Below are 20641 nucleotides of genomic sequence, written 5' to 3'. Positions count from 1 at the left end.
TTCAAAAAATATTGAAAAGTTATAATTACACCCTTAACTTTGAAAGCATAAAAAAAACCTCTTTATCATCTTACTAGAGTGATAAAGAGGTCTTGAACTCTGTTTATTTTAATATTTAGAAAGCAACACCAAAGCCAAAAGAGAATCGCAGTCCTTCTTCACTATTAAAGAAATTAAATGTTCCCTGTATAGAATCGGCTGCAGACACCCAGAAACCACCACCATAATCGTTATGCCATTTATCAGAGAAATCGTTTTTAAGCCATACACGCCCAACATCTCCTCCAACAAATACTCCTAATTGCATAGGCAATGTTTTTGTTCTAAAGGATTTAAAACTATAACGCACATCGGCACTACCAACTAAAGAATTCTTTCCTGTAAAACGTTCGGTTCTATACCCTCTTAATCCGTTTTTACCACCAATATTCGAAGCTTGATAAAACACTAAATCATCACCAAAACGCAATTGTGAGCGCACATCTGTTTTTAAAACAAGCTTTCTGTTTTTTGATAGGGAGTTAAAAAACCCTAAATCGGTATTTAAGTAGCCATAGGTAAATTTTGTGTCTTTTGGTTCGGTTTTAACTCCAGAATTCACATTAAAAGTCATCCCTCGAGTAGGCGTAATTTTATTATCAAAACTCGCATAATTATAATTCCCTTCTACTCCAACAAAATAGCGTCTGTTATAAAACTCACTGTTGCTGTCTTTAGGCATTATTTCGTCGATAAAACGATCTGCGGAGTTTCCGATTTCTATACCTTCAGCAATTAAATGTATACCATAATCACTACCAAAGTTACCTCTTCTAAGCACACCTACACTAGCCTTATATATACTTTTCTTTACGCGGTTATAGTCTAAATCTTTCTCATCGTCACTATTTTCAGTTTCGTTACCATAACCAAAGAAGTTATTAGTAAAATTCTCGGTAGTTAAAGTACCACCAACATGGAAGTTCCATTCCCCAAAAACATTTGCAAACTCACCTTCATAATCTAAACTAAATCCATTGGTAGCAAAGAAATACCCTCCATAAAAACGGTGTTGTTGAGAGAAGGGATTACGCTGAAACCCTTTAACAGTATATATATTAGACAGTCCTATCAAAACACCATCGTCAGGGTTATACCCCACGTTTGGAGTAATAATATTAGATCGGACTATATTTTTCTTAAAATCGAATAGGTTGTTATTATAAATATCGGTAAAGTGAATACGCGCCCCTTTGTTTTCTTCTATGGTGTTAGGTTTTGATTTATGATCGTAAACACGTACGCGTCTTCCGTTTTTAATCTTATAAACATCATTATTTTGACCGCCAATAATTCTTGTAAATATTAAGTTATTAGCTTTTCCGGTAACCTCAAACACATCATCATCATCCAAACCGTAAATCCATAATTCTTTAGTGGTGTCTTTATTAAAAGTTCTATCAACCAATACCTCTCCTTTTTCACCACCTATTATACGGGACACTTTTACATTAGTCTCTTTATTTCCTGTTCTAGTAATTTCGAAGTAGTCGTCTTTATCGGTCCCTGAAATTATCACTAATTCATTTAAATAATCTGCATAACGCTCAGCAATATCAACTAAATTCTCACGTCTTCCCTTTAGGTGTTTTTGCACATCCAATAAACTCGAATCTCTTGCTTCTTCGGGAATGTGGGTAAAGGCTTTTTCAATAACCTCATCGGTCACATTTTCTTGAAGGAATTTGGCTTGCTTAATCCAAACGTCTTTACCTGATTGTTGAATAAGCACTTTATCGAGTTTAATTCCAGCGCTATTCATCCACTTGATATCTTTTAATTCCGAATCGTAAACCTGAAGTTGTCTAGAAGCACCAGATAGGAAACGTACAATATCCAGTAAAGCCCCATCGAAATTAGAAAATACTTGGTCGCGATCTCTTGGAATTGGCTTGAACAACTTATCACCATTTTCTTGATCAAATTGCGCCCAACGCCATTGATCTTGGTGCCTGTCCCAGTCCCCAATTAACATATCAAACAAACGCGCTCTTATAAATGCATTTTCGTCTATTTTGTACTTTTCGTCTTCTCTTACTTTTTCAATTATATCATGCGTACTTTCAATATCGTCTGCATAGCCAAAATTACGTTCGTGGGAATAATTTTTTTCCGGGCGCTCTTCAATCATATACAATTCACCACCATAATTGGTGTTATAATCCCCCATATATTTATGCTTAGGAATAAAGAACACTTTTGGATTAGTGTGGTATATTTTAGCAGCATCAGACAAATCTGGAACGGCTAAAAACGCATAGGGATGTGCGGCAGTATAGAAATCTAACACCAGGTTTTCAACTTCGGTTTTCTCGAATTCATTAGCGATATAATTCTCTTTAAAAAGCACATTTTGCAAGTATTGCGTAGCACTTTTTCTAAGGGCACGCATATTTAATTGTCTTCCATCTTTAGTTTCTAAACGCAATGATCGCGTTTGGTTACCACCACCTGCTCTTACAATATTTAAGCCACCGTACAAGGTGTCTAAAGTAGCTACTGGAAATTCTATTTTAGTACTGTACAACTTTCTATAGCGTTCGCCTAAAAGCATTTTATGAATGCCCGATTTATTGGTTTCATCAGAGGTATACACCGATGCTTTTACGGTTTGAGGAAACGTATCAGGTAAGGTTTCAATATCGAAAACATCTCTAGATTTTGGCAGCACTTCTTTATTAAACAAGGCTATAGGATTACCATTTTGCTCCTTATAGAAAGACACCCAAACACTTCCATCCTTGTAGACCGTAAGTTTAGCAAACCCTTCTTTTCCGTAAGCGAAAAGCCCGTTATTTCCTAAGGCAACAGCCGACGATTTCGATCCTGACCCAGACACCACTTGCTTAATACCCTTATTTTCTATGTACTGTAAATTGTGCTCGTGACCAGAAGCAAATACAATATTATTATACTCTAAAGCTATGGTTTCAATTCTATTCATTAACTCATTATAGCGTTCGTTAAAACGATCTTGAATCGACACACCGCCCTGAGTTCGTACTTGTGTGATTAAAGAAGATAATATAGGTAATGGAAAATTACTTTGTGTAGGAAATAAATGTTTACTTGCCCCGTAATACCCTCCATGACTCCCATTAGTATACATCGGGTGATGCATGGCAAAAATAACCCGTTTGTTCTGTGCTTTTTTAAGTTCTCCCGCTAGTTCTTGAAAAAAGCGATCACGCGTTTTTATTTCACACTCGTCATTTATGGTAGGATTTCTATTCCAATTCTCTAAATACCATTGCGTATCAATAACAATAAGCTGAACCTCGTCGCTAACATCGATACTTTCTAGGGGACAACCATTTTCTGGTTGAAAAGCATCTTTTCCAACCACCTTCTCCACATATTTCTCTTCTTTTTTTAAGCCTTCTACTCCGCCGGCATACCAATCGTGGTTTCCAGGAATAAACAACTTTGTACCTTTAAAATCTTCAATCGCTTTAGCTTGTGCATTAATAGCATTCTCAGCATGCGCTTCTTTACCCTTACTAGATTGATCAAATCCGCTAGGGTAAATATTATCTCCTAAAAACAAAACATAATCATCTTTAGTGTCTTTATTCTCGATCTGTTTTTTAAACGCTTGCAGGCCTAACGACATTTCGCCTAATGGAGAATTACCAGCATCACCAATAAGATAGAAAGTGTTTTTTATCGCTTTATTAGGGAGTTCTGTTAATTTAACATCGTCATTTTTGTATTTCTCTTGGAGGGTAGCACAACCGGAAAGAATTATTAAAGCTAGAAATGTTAGAATAAAGTTATTTTTTATCATATAGTATTTTTAGTTTTATTTTTTTAGTACTTTGGAATAAATTTAGCGAAATATATGTCAACACTTATTGAAAACACAGAAAAATTTGTATTAAATCTTTTTAAGGAAGAACTCCCTAATACATTCGTGTATCATAATTTTTCACATACGCACCGTGTCTTTAAAAGTACAAAAGAAATAATTGAAAATTCTGAAATAAATGTTAAGGATGCCGAAGTATTAATGCTTGCCGCATTACTACACGACACGGGATATACCAAAAGACGCGAAGGCCATGAGGAAGAAAGTGTAAAAATAGCAACCGCTTATTTAAAATCTCAAAATGTAGATAAGGACACAATAGACGCCGTTAACCAATGTATTATGGCGACTAAATTTAAAGACTCTCCAAAGACGAAATTAGGAGAAATCATTAGAGATGCCGACTCCTCGCATTTTGGCAAAGATTATTTTAATGAAGCGAGTGAATTTTTAAGAAAAGAACTTGAATTACAAAGTGTAAAAAAATACAGTCCTAACGAATGGCTAGAAGAAAACATTGAGGTCCTTTCTAAAAGGCATCGCTATTATTCTGATTATGCGATAAAACAATGGGAACCTATTAAAAGCCAAAACCTTATCAAGTTATTAAAAACTAAAAAGAAAAAGAAAAAGAAAGCGAATAAAGAGAAGCTTAAAGCAAAGTACAAAGCACAATATAAAAACGAAAGTCCAGAACGTGGCATTCAAACTTTTTACCGCGTAGCTTTAAGAAACCATATTAAGCTTAGTGATATAGCCGACACCAAAGCCAACATCTTATTGTCTGTGAACGCTATTATTATTTCGGTAGTTTTAGCTAATTTAATTTCTAAACTAGACACCAACCCCTATTTAACAACACCTACAGTAATTTTCACTTTATTTAGTGTGGTATCCATGATACTATCTATAATTGCCACGCGTCCCAATGTAACTAGCGGTGAGTTCACCAAAGAAGATGTTGAAAATCAAGATGTAAACTTAACTTTTTTTGGAAACTTCCATAAAATGGAACTAAAGGAGTTTGAATGGGCGATTTCAGAACTACTAAAAGACAAAAATTATGTTTACACGTCCTTAACTAAGGATTTATATTTTCTAGGTAAAGTATTAGACAGAAAATACCGTTTACTGCGTATAACCTACACGGTTTTTATGATAGGTATTATAATTTCGTTAATCTCTTTCGGTATTGCCGTATATAACAATCCTGGAAAAAGCTTACAAGATGTTTTAGAACCTGAAAATAATTCTACCTCTATACTTTCAAAAGAAATTACAGAATCTAATTATTACTGGAGTTAAGACGATGCGATCTCTTTCATAAGATCGTCATAAGTGTAAAAAGTTTTATTGCTTTCTGTTGTCTTACTGTACAAAATATTTACTCTAATTGCCTTTAGTCCCGTTACACCTTGTAAATCTTCAAGTTCTACAATTTCAATTTCGGAATCTAAAATTTTCTTAGACTGTAAAAATTTCACGTATTCAACATACTCCTGTTCGACATCCCGTGTAGAATATACGATAGTTAATTTTCCTTTCTCGGTAGCTCGAACATCGGTGCCTTTAATATTCGCTTTGTCTACACGCTTTTTTACGACTTCATAACGCGCATTATAAGTGCCATCTACATCAAACTGGCGCTCATCGGTTCTAAATCGTATAGATAAAGGCTGATTAAACACTAAAACCATTGACGCGACATCTAATTGAATAGGATATTGATGCTTTTTATTATAAAATGCATTTTCCATTTCACACATGACTTGCAATTGCCACAGCCTTAAATTCTTTAAAAATATAGTATTAAAAGAGTCCTCTTTGGTTATCGATTCCCCGATGTACATATTGTGCTCTACACCATCCGTTTTAAAGCGCTCAAAAAAGTGTGGATACATTTTTTGGGCTTCAACTTGCTTGTCGTCTAGGATAGATGACATGTTTTTATTAATCAACATCACCGTATCGTCATAATTTTTGCGATAGTAGTAAACAAGCCCTAAACTGTCGTCGACCTTACTATAATAATCTGTTATTTCATCTTCTAAGGCTTTATTATGTTGCAATTGAAAACGTAATAAAGGATCAATATTTTTGCTAAAAAAGTCAGTAATCTCCTGTTCCGTATCAACCTTAAAATCTGTATCTAATTGCTTCTCACAGCGGTAAATTTGAAATAATAACTGACTGTAAATTGGGAGTTGATTAATAGCGTTAGCTTTTTCAATAATTTTCCTTACTAAAGTCAACTGCAGAGACAAATCTTTCTTTGTTGCCATATTTCTAGCACCAGAAGACCCTTTAATATCTATTTGACCAAATAAAGGATACACTTCTTTAAAACTAATAGCTTTAAAAACAGCACTCTCTTTTTTCTCATAGCCATCAATAATAAACTGCCTAGCGGCTTCCTCAAATTTCCATTGTACACTAGGATGAATACCCGTACATTCCCTTTGGATAATAGCGTGAATTAAATTCTCTTCATCTAATTTAGAACGTTTAACGGCCGATAATATACACGGCATCACATCGATAAGTTTATTAGCAGAAATACTATTTAAAGCTTTTGGCACTGTCGAAACGAGCTCTAATACTCCCAACAACTCATCTCCATCTGCAATTGGTGCGAAAATGGCACTTTTCACCCCTTGAGCTTTCAAGTTATTTATTTGTGGTGCTTTACCATTTGCTTTTTCAAAGGCAGCATCTACATCTGAAATAGAATAAAAGGACTTGTCTTTTAATAGAGACGTAAACGAATGATGGCAAAATACAGTTTCACAATTTACTTTCTTATTCGATTTCAACAAATAACTACTCACACTAGAGTCGGCTATTTGCGTTAAAAACCCATCCTCTTTATTATAAATTGAAAACCCTACATTTAGTTTTTTCATATTAAAAAGCAATCGGAATATGGACTCAAAATCGCCCATAAAATTATGCTTTTTAGTTTCGGAGGTCCCAATTAATTTCGACTTAATATTCGAAATCGACTGATCTTCAGTCACATCAAAAAGACTAGAAATCACAAAACCTTTAAACACATAACTATTAACCGGAAACTTCTCTTTCCAAAGTGAAATATCATCAAAATTATCTAATAATTCATCAAAATCACTCTGCGATAAACGCGGAGCTTTATCCGTTTTAAGTATTTCTACAAAATCGGCATTATACAATATTTTGTAAATTCTAATCACTCCATTTTTATCTGGAATTTCATAATATAATGGACGTCGGAAATTAATATCTATCTGATAATATTCTTTTAAAATGATTACACAAGCTAAAATATAAGTATAGTTCTCAGGATTATTTTTTACATTCAGTTTAAACCCTTCTCCAGCATCTTTGATGATTTTCTGAAAGCGCTTCGAGGAATTAAAAACAAAATCATGCATAGGTAAAGACGCTGTTTTTATTTCGTTTTTAGTAAGCACCTCACTAAAGGAATCCTGAAGAATAACATCAATTTGGTCTTTGTGTTCGTTAAGCAAACTCACATCTGTAAACCCCTCTCTTAAAACAGGAAATGGCTCCTGCACCTTTAAAATACGCTTTGCTTTTTCTGCAGTGTAACCATCTTCACTAGCTGCTAATTCCTCATAGTAATTAAGCAATGTATTGAAGCTAATTTGCAACAAAAAAGGCAAATTTATATTTTCGTTTAAATCTTTCATCTTACAAGTAAAGTTACGTATAATTTAAGGGTTTTATATTTAATAAATTACAGACTACTTTTTGAGCTGTTTACGCTTTGGTCGCATTTTAATGTGGTTAATAACAACACGAACCTAAAATTTAATTTTTCCGGAACAATGACCTCGCTTAGATCTAACGCATTGGTCGCATTAAGCCTTCTTGAGCCACAGAAGCTACCAATTTACCATCTCTAGTAAATATATTTCCTTTTGTAAATGCTCTTGCATTGGCGGCACTTGGTGACTCTATAGAGAACAACAACCAATCGTTAAAATCGAAATCTCTAAAAAACCACATTGAGTGATCTAAGCTCGCCATTTGCGTATTGCCAAAATGAGCTTTACTGGCATGCGGATTAATAGCTGTTGTTAACACGCTATAGTCTGATATATATGCCAAAACCTGTTGTTTTAAAGCATAATCAAGATTTCCTACATCGCCTTTTACTTTAAACCAAACATCGTTATAAGGGGGAAGGTCTTTTTTCTCCAAAGGGTTAATTAACACGGTAGGCTTAAACTCTATTGGTCGATTAATTTCTAAGAATTCTCTTGTTTTTGAAGGCAATGCACTACCAAACTGCAGCAATAAATCATCCCAACTCAATAGATCTTCAGGTTGCTTTATGGTCTTTTTCATATCAATTTGATGATCGTATCCTGATTCCTCCTTATGAAAAGAAGCAGCCATTATAAAAATGGTCTTATCGCGTTGAATAGCAGTAATACGTCGTGTAGAAAAACTCCCTCCATCGCGAACATGATCTACAGAATAAGTAATAGGAATATCTAAATTACCTGCCTCTAAAAAATAAGCGTGTAGCGAATTTAAGTACCTATGATCGACCGTATCGATTGCCGCATTTAAAGCCTGAGCGATAACCTGACCTCCAAATACGTTTGGACTTCCAACCGTATAGCTTTGCCCTAAATACTGGTTTTCACCATCTTTTTTAAGGTTTAATAGTTCTAATAAATCGGTTAAAGTATTCATAATTTTTCCGTTTTTCTCCAGTCGGCAAAGGTCTAAAAAAGGGTCTTAGGAACCAAACAACTAGAATTGATATTTTGAGTTATTCTTGGGTATTGGAAGCTTGAGCACCCTTATCTTTTGGGTTCTTAATCACTAAAGTTCTATATGGGAATGGGATCTCTATACCCTCAGCATCAAATCGTTTTTTAATACTTTCAAACACATCACATTTTAAAGTAAACGAATCGCCATAAGTACTCGCCCAAGCCCATGCTCTAATCGTCATCGAGGAATCGTTTAATTTTGTTAAAGCGACCCTAACCATTGGCTTTCCGTCTTTGATATCCAATTCCGTGCGGTTGTCAAAAATTAAGGGATGGTTTTCACATTCTTCACGCATAATTTGTTTCGCTAAATCGATATCACTATCATAAGAAATTCCAATTTCGATATGCTCACAACATTTGAGTTCTCCCAAATCGTAATTAATTAGTTTTTCTTTATTGATAATAGCATTAGGAATAACAATCATCTTATTCTCATAATTCCTTATCACCGTATGTCTCAAGGTAATATCGATAACCGTTCCCACCATGGTGTCTGATATTTTTACTACATCGCCTATTTTAAACGGTTTAAAAGAAATGATAAACAAACCACCAACTAAATTAGACAATGCTTCTTGCGAGGCTACACCTGCGATTAAAGCGATAACTCCAGCACCACCAAGAGCGGTCTGAGAAACACTGCGAAGAGAAGGAAATGCTAGCAAAGCAAAAAAGAACCCAATAAAATAAACCGTAAAAATAGCAACATACCTTAAAAACTTAAAAGACGTGGGATCTTCATGGTTTAGTATTTTATTATTAATACTACTTTTAAACCACAAATTAGTAAGAGTTCCTCCAAAGATGGTAAGTACGGTAACCACACCAATATAGAGCACTAATTTTAAATTTCTAAGTATAAAATTATGATAATTTTCCCCCATAAAAATAAAGCCTAGAGCCAATATACCAAGTACTAACCAAAGACCATTAAGAATATATTTTATCAAAACAAAGGAGCGAACCGAGCCTCCAGAAAAGCGTTCAATTTCCTTTTTTACTATCCATTTATGTAACATATTTGTAACTACAAACAGTACAAACATAGCTACTACGACTACTAACACACTTACAGCATTAGCCTTAAATATTTCAATTATGTCATTCATTGATTTCCTATTAACACATCATTATGGATTTTACCTAAACATTTCGTTCTAAGCACAATACGTCGCCATACAACCTGCAAAGAGACCTATAGTTTGATACCGAAGCTACACTTCAAAATTATCAATTTTAAAATACAAAATCCTTATTTGATTTCACTAAAAACACCGGCAATTTTAAAGAAAAAAAAGCATCCTTTTAATTTCTAAAATCAAAAGGATGCGTGTACTTTAAATAAAAAAACTAATGTGTTTTATAAAAACTTATAGGTTTTGAGTTAAGATATCTCTGTATTGTTGCATATTAACCTCAACGGGTTTTACCGAATCAAATTCGTTTGTTGCACAGTTATAGTTGTAATCGGCAGACCATTCTTTTTGATTAGCAATCATTTCGCTAATAGAGTCTACAACATATTTAATCTCCTCATTAGACATTGTCGGATGAATTGATAAACGCACCCATCCTGGCTTATCTACTAAATTTTTAGCTTCAATTTGTTTTATAATCTCACTCGAGTCCACGTCATTAATACCACATAAGTAATGCGCATATGTGCTTGCACAAGACCAACCTCCTCGAACTTGAATTCCGAAACGGTCATTTAATAATCGAACAACTAAATTATAGTGCATATTCTCAATGTTAAATGACACACAACCTATTTGCTTCTGATTTCTCGTTCCTAACACTGTTAATTCGTTAATATGTTCTACAGCATCATAGAAGTACTTTAAAAGCTCCTCTTCGCGTGCTTTCATTTTATCGACATTCATTTTCTCTTTCAAGTTTATCGCTAAGGCTGCTCTGACAACTTGAATAATACCAGGTGTCCCTCCATCTTCTCTGGTCTCCGTATCTTCAAAATAATTAAATTCTCCTGAAGGCTTTGTCCATTTCACATTTCCTCCACCAGGATTATCGGGAATCTCTCTTTTGTGAATATTTTTGTTATACACTAATACACCACAGCTTCCAGGGCCACCTAAAAACTTATGAGGTGAAAAGAAAATAGCATCTAAGCGCTCATCTTCATTTTCAGGGTGCATATCTATGTTTACATAGGGCGCCGAAGCTGCAAAATCCACAAAACACAAGCCGCCATATTTATGCATTATTTTAGCCATCTCGTGATACGGAGAAATAATACCTGTAACATTGGAGCACGCAGTAAACGACCCGATTAGGTGTTTGCGATGACTATATTTTTTGATTTCATTTTCTAAAGCGTCGCAAGCTACTAGACCTTTCTCGCATGGTGGAAGAATAACAACATCGGCTTCAGTTTCGAACCAGCACACTTGATTAGAATGGTGCTCCATATGTGTTAAAAACACAACTGGTCTTTCCTCTTCAGATACCTCGCCTCCATTAAGTTTTGCCGGTAATAATTTAAGAATACGAAGCAATTTATTCAAAGCCCCTGTCATTCCTGTTCCTGTAGTTACTAAGATATCATCTTCTGAAGCATTAACATGTTGTTTAATAACCTGACGTGCTTCGCGATATAAATAGGTCGTAGCTTTTCCACTTTCACTAGAAAAAGAGTGTGTATTAGCCATCATAGGGCCCACCTTTTCACAGATTATTTTTTCAATAGGTTGATACAACCTTCCGCTAGCAATCCAATCGGTATACAACATATTTTGTTTCCCATATAACGAGTTAAAAGTAGCATCGTTACCAATAACCCCAGTTCTAAAAGGCTTAAAATACATTTCTAAATCCGACATAACATCTTGCTTATTAAGTAAATCTGTTTTCATTTGGTATAATTCTGTAATTTTTAATAATCGCAGTCTGGCCGCGGTACTATATAATAAAAAACCACTATCTAAAATTAAATAGATAATGGTCTTTGTTTTTCATTTTAAAATTTACTGACGCCATCTTGCAGCCAAGCATGATACTCATCGGCATCAAACATAAAGCCTACAGGCTCATTAATCGTTTCACCTTCATGATCAATAATCGCGTAAAATGGCTGTGTATTGGTTTTAAACTTTATGGTTTGAAATTCACTCCATTTTTGTCCGATATATTTTAATTGCTTACCCGGTCTTAATTGAGATTCCACAATTTCATCATCTTCTAATTTTCTTTTATCATCTACATACAAAGAAATCAATACAATATCATTCTTTAAGACACTAAGCACACGATCGTCTACCCAAACATTTTGCTCCATCTTACGGCAATTTACACAGGCCCACCCTGTAAAATCTAACATAATAGGCTTATTAACTTTCTTTGCATACGCCACACCTTTGTCGTAGTCGTTAAACGCTAAAATTTGATGCGGTGCTAACAGGTGTCCGCCATCAGGCAGCTCCTCTTGTACTGCTGCCGAACCGCCACCGGTTTTAGAATTCCCAACGCCATAAGGAGATTCTGAATAATCCAATGGAGGAGGAAAAGCACTAATAATCTTTAATGGCGCACCCCATAATCCTGGAATTAGATAAATAGTAAAGGTCAGTACGATTAAACCTAAACTTAAACGACCTACAGAAATATGAGTTAACGGCGAATCGTGAGGCAATTGTATTTTCCCGAAAAGATATAAAGCTAGTGTACCAAAAATAGCAATCCAAATAGCGATAAAGACTTCACGCTCTAAAATATGAAGCTGCAATACTAAATCGGCTTGCGATAAGAATTTAAAAGCTAGAGCTAACTCTAGGAATCCAAGGACTACTTTCACTGTATTTAACCAACCACCAGATTTTGGCAATGAATTTAACCAGCCTGGAAAAGCTGCAAACAAAGCAAATGGTAACGCGATAGCTAATGAAAAGCCTAACATACCTACTATTGGAGCAATACCACCTTTTGAAGCCGCTTCGACCAACAAGGTTCCGACAATTGGACCTGTACATGAAAAAGAGACTAAAGCTAGTGCCAACGCCATAAAAAAGATTCCTATTAAACCTCCTCTATCGGCTTGTTTATCTACTTTATTTAACCATTTATTTGGAAGTACAATTTCAAAAGCCCCCAAAAATGACAATGCGAATACTATTAAAAGTACAAAGAAAATTAAATTAAACCATACATTGGTTGCCATAGCATTCAAAGCATCAGCACCAAAAATAGCTGTTACTGCAATACCTAAAACAAGGTAAATTACTATAATACTAATACCATAAATGATTGCATTTTGAACCCCTTTAGCTTTATTTTTACTTTGTTTTGTAAAGAAACTAACCGTCATAGGAATCATAGGGAACACACAAGGTGTTAACAAGGCTGCAAACCCAGATAAAAAGGCTATAAAGAAAATTCCGAATAGGCCTTTTGATTCCGTTTCTGTCTCTGAATTCACATTAGATTTATCCGCATCATCACTCACCATTTTTGAAGCTGATTCATCGTTTTTTGGTTCTGTAATATTTCCAAATGCTGGAGTCGCCACTGCTGCTTCATCAGTATTTCCAACCACTGAAACGGCTTGTGTTAAGTCAAATTCTAAATCCACATAATCTGGAGGTAAACAACGCTGATCATCACATACCATGAACTCTACTTCTCCTTTTACTATAGAAAGTTCTTGATTTAAAACTTTTATACGCTGTTTAAACGCTGTTTTATTATCGAAAAATTTAATACGCATATTAAAAACAGGATCATCTATAGTCATCCCTTCTTCTTCCGAAACCGCACCTATTAATTCTGCCGAGTCCTTAGTTTCAAAAGTAAATGTTGTTGGTATCGGACCATCTTCGGGCACGTTTTGCGAATAAAGATGCCATCCTTTCTCTATAGTTGCATTAACAACCAAAATATAATCGGTTTCTGAAATTTTCTCAACAGAAGTCTCCCAATCTACAGGATCATATATTTGCGAGTAGGCATTGAAACCTATAGCTAATGCTAAAATTAAAATAAGGTTTTTCATTTTTCTTTTATTTTTGAAGGCTAACACCTTCTTCTTTTTATTCTACTAATCCACTTAATAGCAACACAAACCCAAGCTTAAAACAGCTTGTTACTAGGTATTCAAGACCTTTAACTTCAAGTCTTTTTAAACCCACACCCTTTTGTTATGTCTATGCTATTTTTTTTATGAGGCCGCCGACCAATGAAGGTGACCATCATCTAATTCCGTGAAAATTAAATTTTACGAGTCGCAAATATAACATTTGTTATAGAGTTTCCATACCTTTTAACACCTACAGATGTAAATTAAACGCCATTTACAAACCCAAAAACAAGCCATACTAATAATCGAAACAATAAATAAAAATTTAGCACGCTCACTTTGGCTTTAACATTTAATCAAAATTTTAAAAATATTAACATCTATTCCGCCTATATTTAACATGAGAATCATCATTTAAAACCCTTTCTTTATTCTCATGAAAAACCGGCAAATAATGAGGCATGACAACGCTATGCGATAAAGTTTTAACAATTTTATAAGAGCTCTCATTTCATCAAACCATAAATATTCTTCTATTTTGTGGTGTTTTTTTAGCAATTGAAACCATGTCACGACTCCATTTTAGAATTACACTTAGGGCAACACTATTTTTAAGTTTCCTATTTATCATAACAAACTCTTGGATTGTATCTTCCCAAACTCAGGAGCGGTCATATCCACCATTTATGTTTTCCTTAGCTCCCGAAAAGCTTCCTAAAACCAGTACCTCACAAAAAGAGGACGTCGATATCATAATAACTGCTCAGCAGCACAGTCCTGCATCGCTACAAGACTCACGCTATTGGAATGCCTCTTACCCTTCATACAGATGGCACCAAATAATGGTGGAAGCTGGAAACCGCAGTAAAAACCGTAAAAACGGAGGCCGAATGGCTATTTTACACTTAGCTATTTACGATGCCCTAGCTGAAGTTTGGAAGCTCAAAGCAACCACATACCAGCAAGCTCCATTTGAAACACATTCGGGAGTTGAAAAACGTGAGGCGCCCCAAGCGTACTCTACTTACATCTGTGAGTACAGCGCTACAGCGGCTGCCGCGCATAGTATTATTGGTTACTATTTCCCTGATCAAAAAGAATTTTTAAACGCTAAACTAGACGCTTTTAAACGTGCCCGACTACAAACCGGGCTTCAATACCCGAACGACATTGCTAGAGGGCTTTTTATAGGAGAGGAAATCGCTAAAAAATACATGACTTATGCTAAAACGGACCGCACCGATAAATTATGGACGGGCAGCGTACCAAAAGACCATTCCTTATGGCGTGGAAAGCCAAGTAAATGGGACCCTATGAAAGCACAATGGCGCCCTTTCACTCTAAATGCAAGCCATCAATTTCGACCGGGACCACCACCAACAGATTGGACTGCTGATATGGAAGAATTACGTGAGTTTAATAAAAATAATAAACACAGTGCTATAGCTTGGAAATGGCGCAGCGAACCCGTTTGGGACCTACTTTTAGAACGTAAAATTTTAGAATACGACTTGGATCCTTTTCAGGCTGCTTTTGCCAGTGCACTTTTTCACACCTCGAGATTTGACGCCACCATTACAGCATGGGATGGTAAATACCATTATTGGGGCATTCGTCCGTTTCAATACGACCCTAATTTTAAACCTTTACTTATTGACACTCCAAATTTCCCTGGCTATCCAGCAGGACACACTACTGTTGCTGGCGCATTAGCGACCGCATTAAGCCATCTGTTCCCTATAGATGCAGACTATTTTTATGCCTTAGCACGGGAATGTTCAGAATCTCGTTTTGAAGGCGGTGTACATTTTAGAACAGATAACGAAGTTGGTCTTGAAGTCGGTGAAAAAGTTGGTCGACATGTTATTGATAACTTTTTTAGAAACTAGTTGGTTTCAATTCATCATAACTACAACACACCCTGCAACAACAAGGATTACAACTCCCAAAAACAATTCACATAAAAAAATTACTGATCACTAACCCTTCACTATTTAGAAAGTGACTTCGGTCATTTTCTTATCGTATTCGCTAAGCTATCTTTGTGACTCATAAAACAGAATGCATAATTAAATTGAAATCTGTTCTAAAAAGATATGTACTATTTATAGAATACCACAAATCATAAAAAAAACATCCCCTTTTAAGTCACAGACTAACCGCCTTGATTTTATAAATCACAGCAGAGGTTTGTACACCAAATATTTCTTATTTTTGATAAAATTTTAAAACATGAATAAAGCCATTTATATTGCTACTACCGAACCAAATAGCGGCAAATCCATTATATCCTTAGGGTTGATGCAATCACTATTAGGAAAGGCGGCAAAAGTCGGTTATTTCAGACCCATAATTGATGATGTCCAACCAGGACAAAAGGACAACCACATCAATACCATTTCGACTTATTTTAATTTAGACATTACTTTCGAAGATGCTTATGCATTTACCAGAAGTGAAGTGATTCGTATGAAAAACGAAAATAAGGACGGAGAGGTAATGAGTAAGATTATAGAAAAATTTAAAACGCTTGAAGATCGATTTGATTTTGTGCTCGTAGAAGGCACTAGTTTTACTGGAGAAGGTTCTATTATCGAGTTTGATATTAATGTTTTAATTGCAAAAAATCTTGGCGTTCCTGCCATTATTTTAGCCAGTGGTGTTGGCAAAACTTTAGAAGAGTTTGTTGGAAGACTACACATGGCTTATGACTCCTTTAAGGATAAAAGCGTAGAAGTCTTATCGGTAATAGCCAATAAAGTACAACCAGAAAACCAGGCATTAGTCATTGCTGAATTAGAAAAATATTTACCATCTCATGTGCTTGTTAATGCCATTCCTACAATTCCTATTTTAGCCTATCCGTCTATCAAAGAAATTGTAAATACTTTAGAAGCAAAAGTTCTTTTTGGCTCAAATCACATTAACAACCAAGCTGGTAATTTTAGTGTAGGAGCTATGCAATTGCACAACTACCTAAGTCATTTAAAAGAAAATGCCTTGGTGATCACACCTGGAGATCGCGCAGATATAATTTTAGGTGCCTTACAAGCAAACATTTCTGATAACTACCCCTCAATTTCCGGAATAGTGCTGACTGGCGGATTAATCCCTGAAGATTCTATTATAAAACTTATTGAAGGGCTTTCAGATGTTGTCCCTATTATTTCAGTTAAAGGTGGGACATTTTCAGTAACCAATTGTATTGGAAATATAAAATCTCAGATTTACGCCGAAAACACAGAGAAGATAACAACTTCCATTAAGTATTTTGAAAAACACGTAAATGTTGATGCCTTAATAGAGCGCCTTATAACTTTTAAAACCAACGGCATTACGCCTAGAATGTTTCAGTACAACTTACTAAAAAAGGCGAAATCTCAAAAAAAGCATATCGTTTTACCAGAAGGTTTAGACGAACGCATTTTAAGAGCTACAAAACGACTGATTGATTTAGAAATTGTAAACATTACATTACTAGGCGATAAAATCAAAATCGCAGAAAAGTTAGCAACCCTTGATATCAGTTTAGATTTAAATAAAATAAATATTATAAACCCTAGTGAATCTATTCATTTTAATGATTATGCCGAAACACTTTTTGAGTTACGCAAACACAAAAACGTGAATCTAGCGATGGCCAAAGATTTAATGATAGACGTGTCTTATTTTGGAACTATGATGGTTTATAAAGGACATGCCGATGGTATGGTATCGGGTGCCGTTCATACCACGCAACACACGATTGTTCCAGCACTTCAGTTTATAAAAACCAAGCCTGATGCTTCTATAGTCTCTTCTGTGTTTTTTATGCTTTTAGAAGACCGTGTTTCCGTTTATGGAGATTGTGCTATAAACCCAAACCCGACATCAGCGCAATTAGCTGAAATTGCTATATCTTCAGCTGCAACGAGTTTAGCTTTTGAGATTGATCCGAAAATTGCTATGCTATCGTATTCATCTGGAGCTTCCGGAGTAGGAGAAGATGTAGAAAGAGTTAGAGAAGCCACAAAAATTGTTAGAGAAAAAAGACCTGATTTAAAAGTTGAAGGTCCTATTCAGTATGATGCCGCAGTAGATCTTGCCGTTGGGCAATCAAAAATGCCAAATTCTGAAGTTGCTGGTCAGGCCAATGTATTTATTTTCCCTGATCTTAATACTGGAAACAACACGTACAAAGCTGTACAGCGAGAAACAAAAGCATTAGCTATCGGTCCAATAATTCAAGGATTAAACAAACCTGTAAACGATTTAAGCCGAGGTTGTACTACTGACGATATTTTTAACACCGTTGTCGTTACTGCCATACAAGCGCAAGATATTTAAAACTATAAAAAGACTATGAACATATTAATCATTAATTCTGGAAGCTCCTCTATCAAATTTCAGTTAATAGAAATGCCTTCCGAAACCTTGATATGTAGTGGATTAGTAGAGCGCATTGGCCAACAAGACGCCATCCTTAATTATAAAACCGAAAGGGTGTCGCTTAAACTAACAGAAACGATAGAGACACACGACCAAGGACTAAATAAAATTGTTAGTTTATTACTCGATTCTAAAAATGGAGTGATAAAAAGTACAGATGATATTGCTGTCGTAGGGCATCGCGTAGTTCATGGAGGAGATACATTCTCTGACACGGCTTTAATTACAAGCGACGTTAAAAAAGACATTGAGCAATTTAGTGCTTTAGCTCCCCTACACAACCCTAGTAACCTTAAGGGGATTTTGGTAGCTGAAGCTTTTTTTCCTTTAGCTAAACAGGTTGCTGTTTTCGATACGGCTTTCCATCAAAGTATTCCTGAAAAAGCTAAACGCTATGCTATTCCCTCTGCGCTTTATAAAGAGCACAAAATACAGGTCTATGGCTTTCATGGCACAAGTCACCAATATGTATCTAAAAAAGCCACGGACTACCTAGGGCTTAAATCATCAAAAATCATCACGATTCATTTGGGTAATGGCTGCAGCATGACCGCTATTAAGGATGGTAAAAGTATAGACCATAGTTTAGGGTTTACGCCATCTAACGGGTTAATTATGGGCACACGAAGTGGGGATATCGATCACGGTGTTATTTTTCATCTAACAAACACCTTAGGATATGATATTAATGACGTCAAAAAACTACTGACTAACGAAAGTGGCATGTTAGGACTTACGGGATACGCGGATTTAAGAGATATTCAGTCAGAAGCCGAAAAAGGCAACCAAGACTGCATCCTTGCGCTAGAAATGAACACCTACCGTATTAAAAAATACATTGGTGCTTATGTCGCTGCTATGAATGGTTTAGACGCCATTGTTTTCACTGCCGGAATCGGAGAAAACTCAAATTTAATTAGAACACTGACCTGTTCGGATATGGATTACTTTGGGATCGATTTAGATCAAACTAAAAACGATTCTAAATCTGACGCCTTACGAGAAATAAATAGCGCTAAGTCGAAAGTCAAAATCCTTGTAATCCCTACTAATGAAGAACTAGAGATTGCAAAACAAGCTTATAAGCTAATAGTGGAATAACTCTTTTTATAAGAATAAATAAGTACTTGGAATAATAAATCAAACAGGATAAAAACTATTATATGTGCAACTTAAAAGGAAAAAAAACAAAAGGTTATCTTGTTTTTTTTGGACCTTATATTTTTATCTAGCGAAATAACTAAATTTATTCACAAGGCTTATAAACCTAGTAATATTCACTGTCTCTTGTTGGCCAACAAACTTAACCAATAAAACTACCTCCTATCTAGTTAGTCCTTTGTTTCACTATTCACAATTACGAAGGCTATTACATCGGAGACACCCTAAAACTTTCTTTCTCATAGTTAATGACAAAAACCAAACAAAATATTTAAACACAACTTTTAAATAGCACTCAGAAATCACTTACGCAACACACTGAAAACAAGTATTTTATCTGATAAAAATTAAACATTAACGAGTTTTACAACAAAAATTAGTTTTATCATTTTTTTAGTTGCAAATTTAATGTGCTATTAATCAATATATGTTTACCATGGATGTCTTATACTCAACCGAGCATACGCTCAGTCGCCTGTGCGACAATTTTCGATTCTTTCTTTGCTCTATAAAAATAAATAGGATATCCGTTATTGGACTTCCTATATTTTTTTTATATCTATTTTCAGTCAGTTTAAATGCTAATAATAGCAACCCTCCTATTAACGATTTACCCTCTCCAGAAATAGTGCACCATGAAGAACATTTATCATTTTTAAATCACAACAAAACCCCAAACTTAATCACTGACATCGAGCTTCCCGAATTATCAGTTTCTCACACCTATTGTTGTTCGGGTTCTCAAGTTACACTTTCAATAAATGGAAACCTTAACGGTAATATGTTTTGGTATATTTACAAAGACAGTTGTGGCAGCAATCTGGTCGGAATAACCTCTGGAAACTCTTATCTTCTCACGGTCTATTCGACCACGACTTATTATGTAAGCGCTGGTCAAAGTACCAGCAGTAATTGTGCTAACATTACTGTGAATGTTAATTCTTCGCAGACCCAACCAACAACAGCATGTTACGAAACAGCAACGTTTGATGATGCTTCTTGCTCATGGGTAGTTACTGGAGATCAACCTGACGAACCAACAACAGCATGTTATGAAACGGCAACTTTTGATGATGCCTCATGCTCGTGGGTAGTTACGGGAACACAACCTACCTGTCCAGCAACGGCGTGCTACGAGACCGCAACATTCGATGATGCAACTTGCTCTTGGATAATCACTGGAACACAACCTGACGAACCAACAACAGCTTGTTATGAAACGGCAACTTTTGATGATGCTTCATGCTCATGGGTAGTTACGGGAACACAACCTGATGAACCAACAACAGCTTGTTATGAAACAGCAACTTTTGATGATGCTTCATGCTCGTGGGTAGTTACAGGCACACAACCTGATGAACCAACGACCGCATGTTATGAAACAGC

11 protein-coding genes are annotated in these 20641 nt (G+C 35.5%); 5 read left to right on the top strand and 6 right to left on the bottom strand.

The annotated features are described in order from the left end of the window. Positions 1 to 115 precede the first annotated feature (115 nt). On the bottom strand, positions 116 to 3826 hold the full coding sequence (locus BLV64_RS09245) for a metallophosphoesterase (RefSeq protein WP_092134373.1): 3711 nt from the start codon (positions 3824 to 3826) through the stop codon (positions 116 to 118). 54 nt (positions 3827 to 3880) lie between these two features. On the opposite strand from BLV64_RS09245, the gene BLV64_RS09240 reads away from it, so the two are divergent. Further along, positions 3881 to 5152, top strand: coding sequence for a Pycsar system effector family protein (locus tag BLV64_RS09240; RefSeq protein WP_092134371.1), 1272 nt, complete (start codon positions 3881 to 3883; stop codon positions 5150 to 5152). On the opposite strand, the gene BLV64_RS09235 is transcribed toward BLV64_RS09240, so the two are convergent. The 5 genes from BLV64_RS09235 to BLV64_RS09215 form a co-directional block, all read right to left on the bottom strand. After that, the gene (locus tag BLV64_RS09235) at positions 5149 to 7536 is read right to left on the bottom strand and encodes a GAF domain-containing protein (RefSeq protein ID WP_092134368.1); all 2388 of its coding nucleotides are present in this window, start codon (positions 7534 to 7536) and stop codon (positions 5149 to 5151) included. The genes BLV64_RS09240 and BLV64_RS09235 overlap by 4 nt on opposite strands. A gap of 154 nt (positions 7537 to 7690) precedes the next feature. Continuing rightward, on the bottom strand, positions 7691 to 8551 hold the full coding sequence (locus tag BLV64_RS09230; protein ID WP_092134365.1) for an acyl-CoA thioesterase: 861 nt from the start codon (positions 8549 to 8551) through the stop codon (positions 7691 to 7693). A 79-nt stretch (positions 8552 to 8630) separates the two neighbouring features. After that, the gene (locus BLV64_RS09225; protein ID WP_092134362.1) at positions 8631 to 9746 is read right to left on the bottom strand and encodes a mechanosensitive ion channel family protein; all 1116 of its coding nucleotides are present in this window, start codon (positions 9744 to 9746) and stop codon (positions 8631 to 8633) included. Between the two features lie 261 nt (positions 9747 to 10007). After that, a complete protein-coding gene (locus tag BLV64_RS09220) occupies positions 10008 to 11510 on the bottom strand; it encodes an aminotransferase class V-fold PLP-dependent enzyme (RefSeq protein WP_092134359.1) in 1503 nt (500 codons plus the stop codon). A 104-nt stretch (positions 11511 to 11614) separates the two neighbouring features. Beyond that, a complete protein-coding gene (locus tag BLV64_RS09215) occupies positions 11615 to 13642 on the bottom strand; it encodes a protein-disulfide reductase DsbD family protein (protein ID WP_092134356.1) in 2028 nt (675 codons plus the stop codon). A 710-nt stretch (positions 13643 to 14352) separates the two neighbouring features. On the opposite strand from BLV64_RS09215, the gene BLV64_RS09210 reads away from it, so the two are divergent. The 4 genes from BLV64_RS09210 to BLV64_RS09195 all read left to right on the top strand — a co-directional run. After that, positions 14353 to 15555 carry a vanadium-dependent haloperoxidase gene (locus BLV64_RS09210; protein ID WP_092134353.1) on the top strand — a complete coding sequence of 401 codons (1203 nt, stop codon included), beginning with the start codon at positions 14353 to 14355 and terminating at the stop codon, positions 15553 to 15555. A gap of 343 nt (positions 15556 to 15898) precedes the next feature. Beyond that, entirely contained in the window at positions 15899 to 17992 is a 2094-nt protein-coding gene (pta, locus tag BLV64_RS09205; protein WP_092134350.1) for a phosphate acetyltransferase, read from the top strand. Between the two features lie 15 nt (positions 17993 to 18007). Further along, positions 18008 to 19195 carry an acetate/propionate family kinase gene (locus BLV64_RS09200; protein ID WP_092134348.1) on the top strand — a complete coding sequence of 396 codons (1188 nt, stop codon included), beginning with the start codon at positions 18008 to 18010 and terminating at the stop codon, positions 19193 to 19195. A gap of 688 nt (positions 19196 to 19883) precedes the next feature. After that, positions 19884 to 20641: hypothetical protein (locus BLV64_RS09195; RefSeq protein ID WP_143034143.1), on the top strand; the 758-nt coding region annotated here is incomplete at its 3' end.

This window comes from Bizionia paragorgiae (genome assembly GCF_900107625.1).
GTDB lineage: Bacteria > Bacteroidota > Bacteroidia > Flavobacteriales > Flavobacteriaceae > Bizionia > Bizionia paragorgiae.
This window is presented reverse-complemented; position numbering and strand designations above follow the sequence as displayed.

Coding starts and splice junctions, on each gene's coding strand:
- BLV64_RS09245 (WP_092134373.1), bottom strand. CDS start 3,826: ATGATAAAAAATAACTTTATTCTAACATTTCTAGCTTTAATAATTCTT.
- BLV64_RS09240 (WP_092134371.1), top strand. CDS start 3,881: ATGTCAACACTTATTGAAAACACAGAAAAATTTGTATTAAATCTTTTT.
- BLV64_RS09235 (WP_092134368.1), bottom strand. CDS start 7,536: ATGAAAGATTTAAACGAAAATATAAATTTGCCTTTTTTGTTGCAAATT.
- BLV64_RS09230 (WP_092134365.1), bottom strand. CDS start 8,551: ATGAATACTTTAACCGATTTATTAGAACTATTAAACCTTAAAAAAGAT.
- BLV64_RS09225 (WP_092134362.1), bottom strand. CDS start 9,746: ATGAATGACATAATTGAAATATTTAAGGCTAATGCTGTAAGTGTGTTA.
- BLV64_RS09220 (WP_092134359.1), bottom strand. CDS start 11,510: ATGAAAACAGATTTACTTAATAAGCAAGATGTTATGTCGGATTTAGAA.
- BLV64_RS09215 (WP_092134356.1), bottom strand. CDS start 13,642: ATGAAAAACCTTATTTTAATTTTAGCATTAGCTATAGGTTTCAATGCC.
- BLV64_RS09210 (WP_092134353.1), top strand. CDS start 14,353: ATGTTTTCCTTAGCTCCCGAAAAGCTTCCTAAAACCAGTACCTCACAA.
- pta (WP_092134350.1), top strand. CDS start 15,899: ATGAATAAAGCCATTTATATTGCTACTACCGAACCAAATAGCGGCAAA.
- BLV64_RS09200 (WP_092134348.1), top strand. CDS start 18,008: ATGAACATATTAATCATTAATTCTGGAAGCTCCTCTATCAAATTTCAG.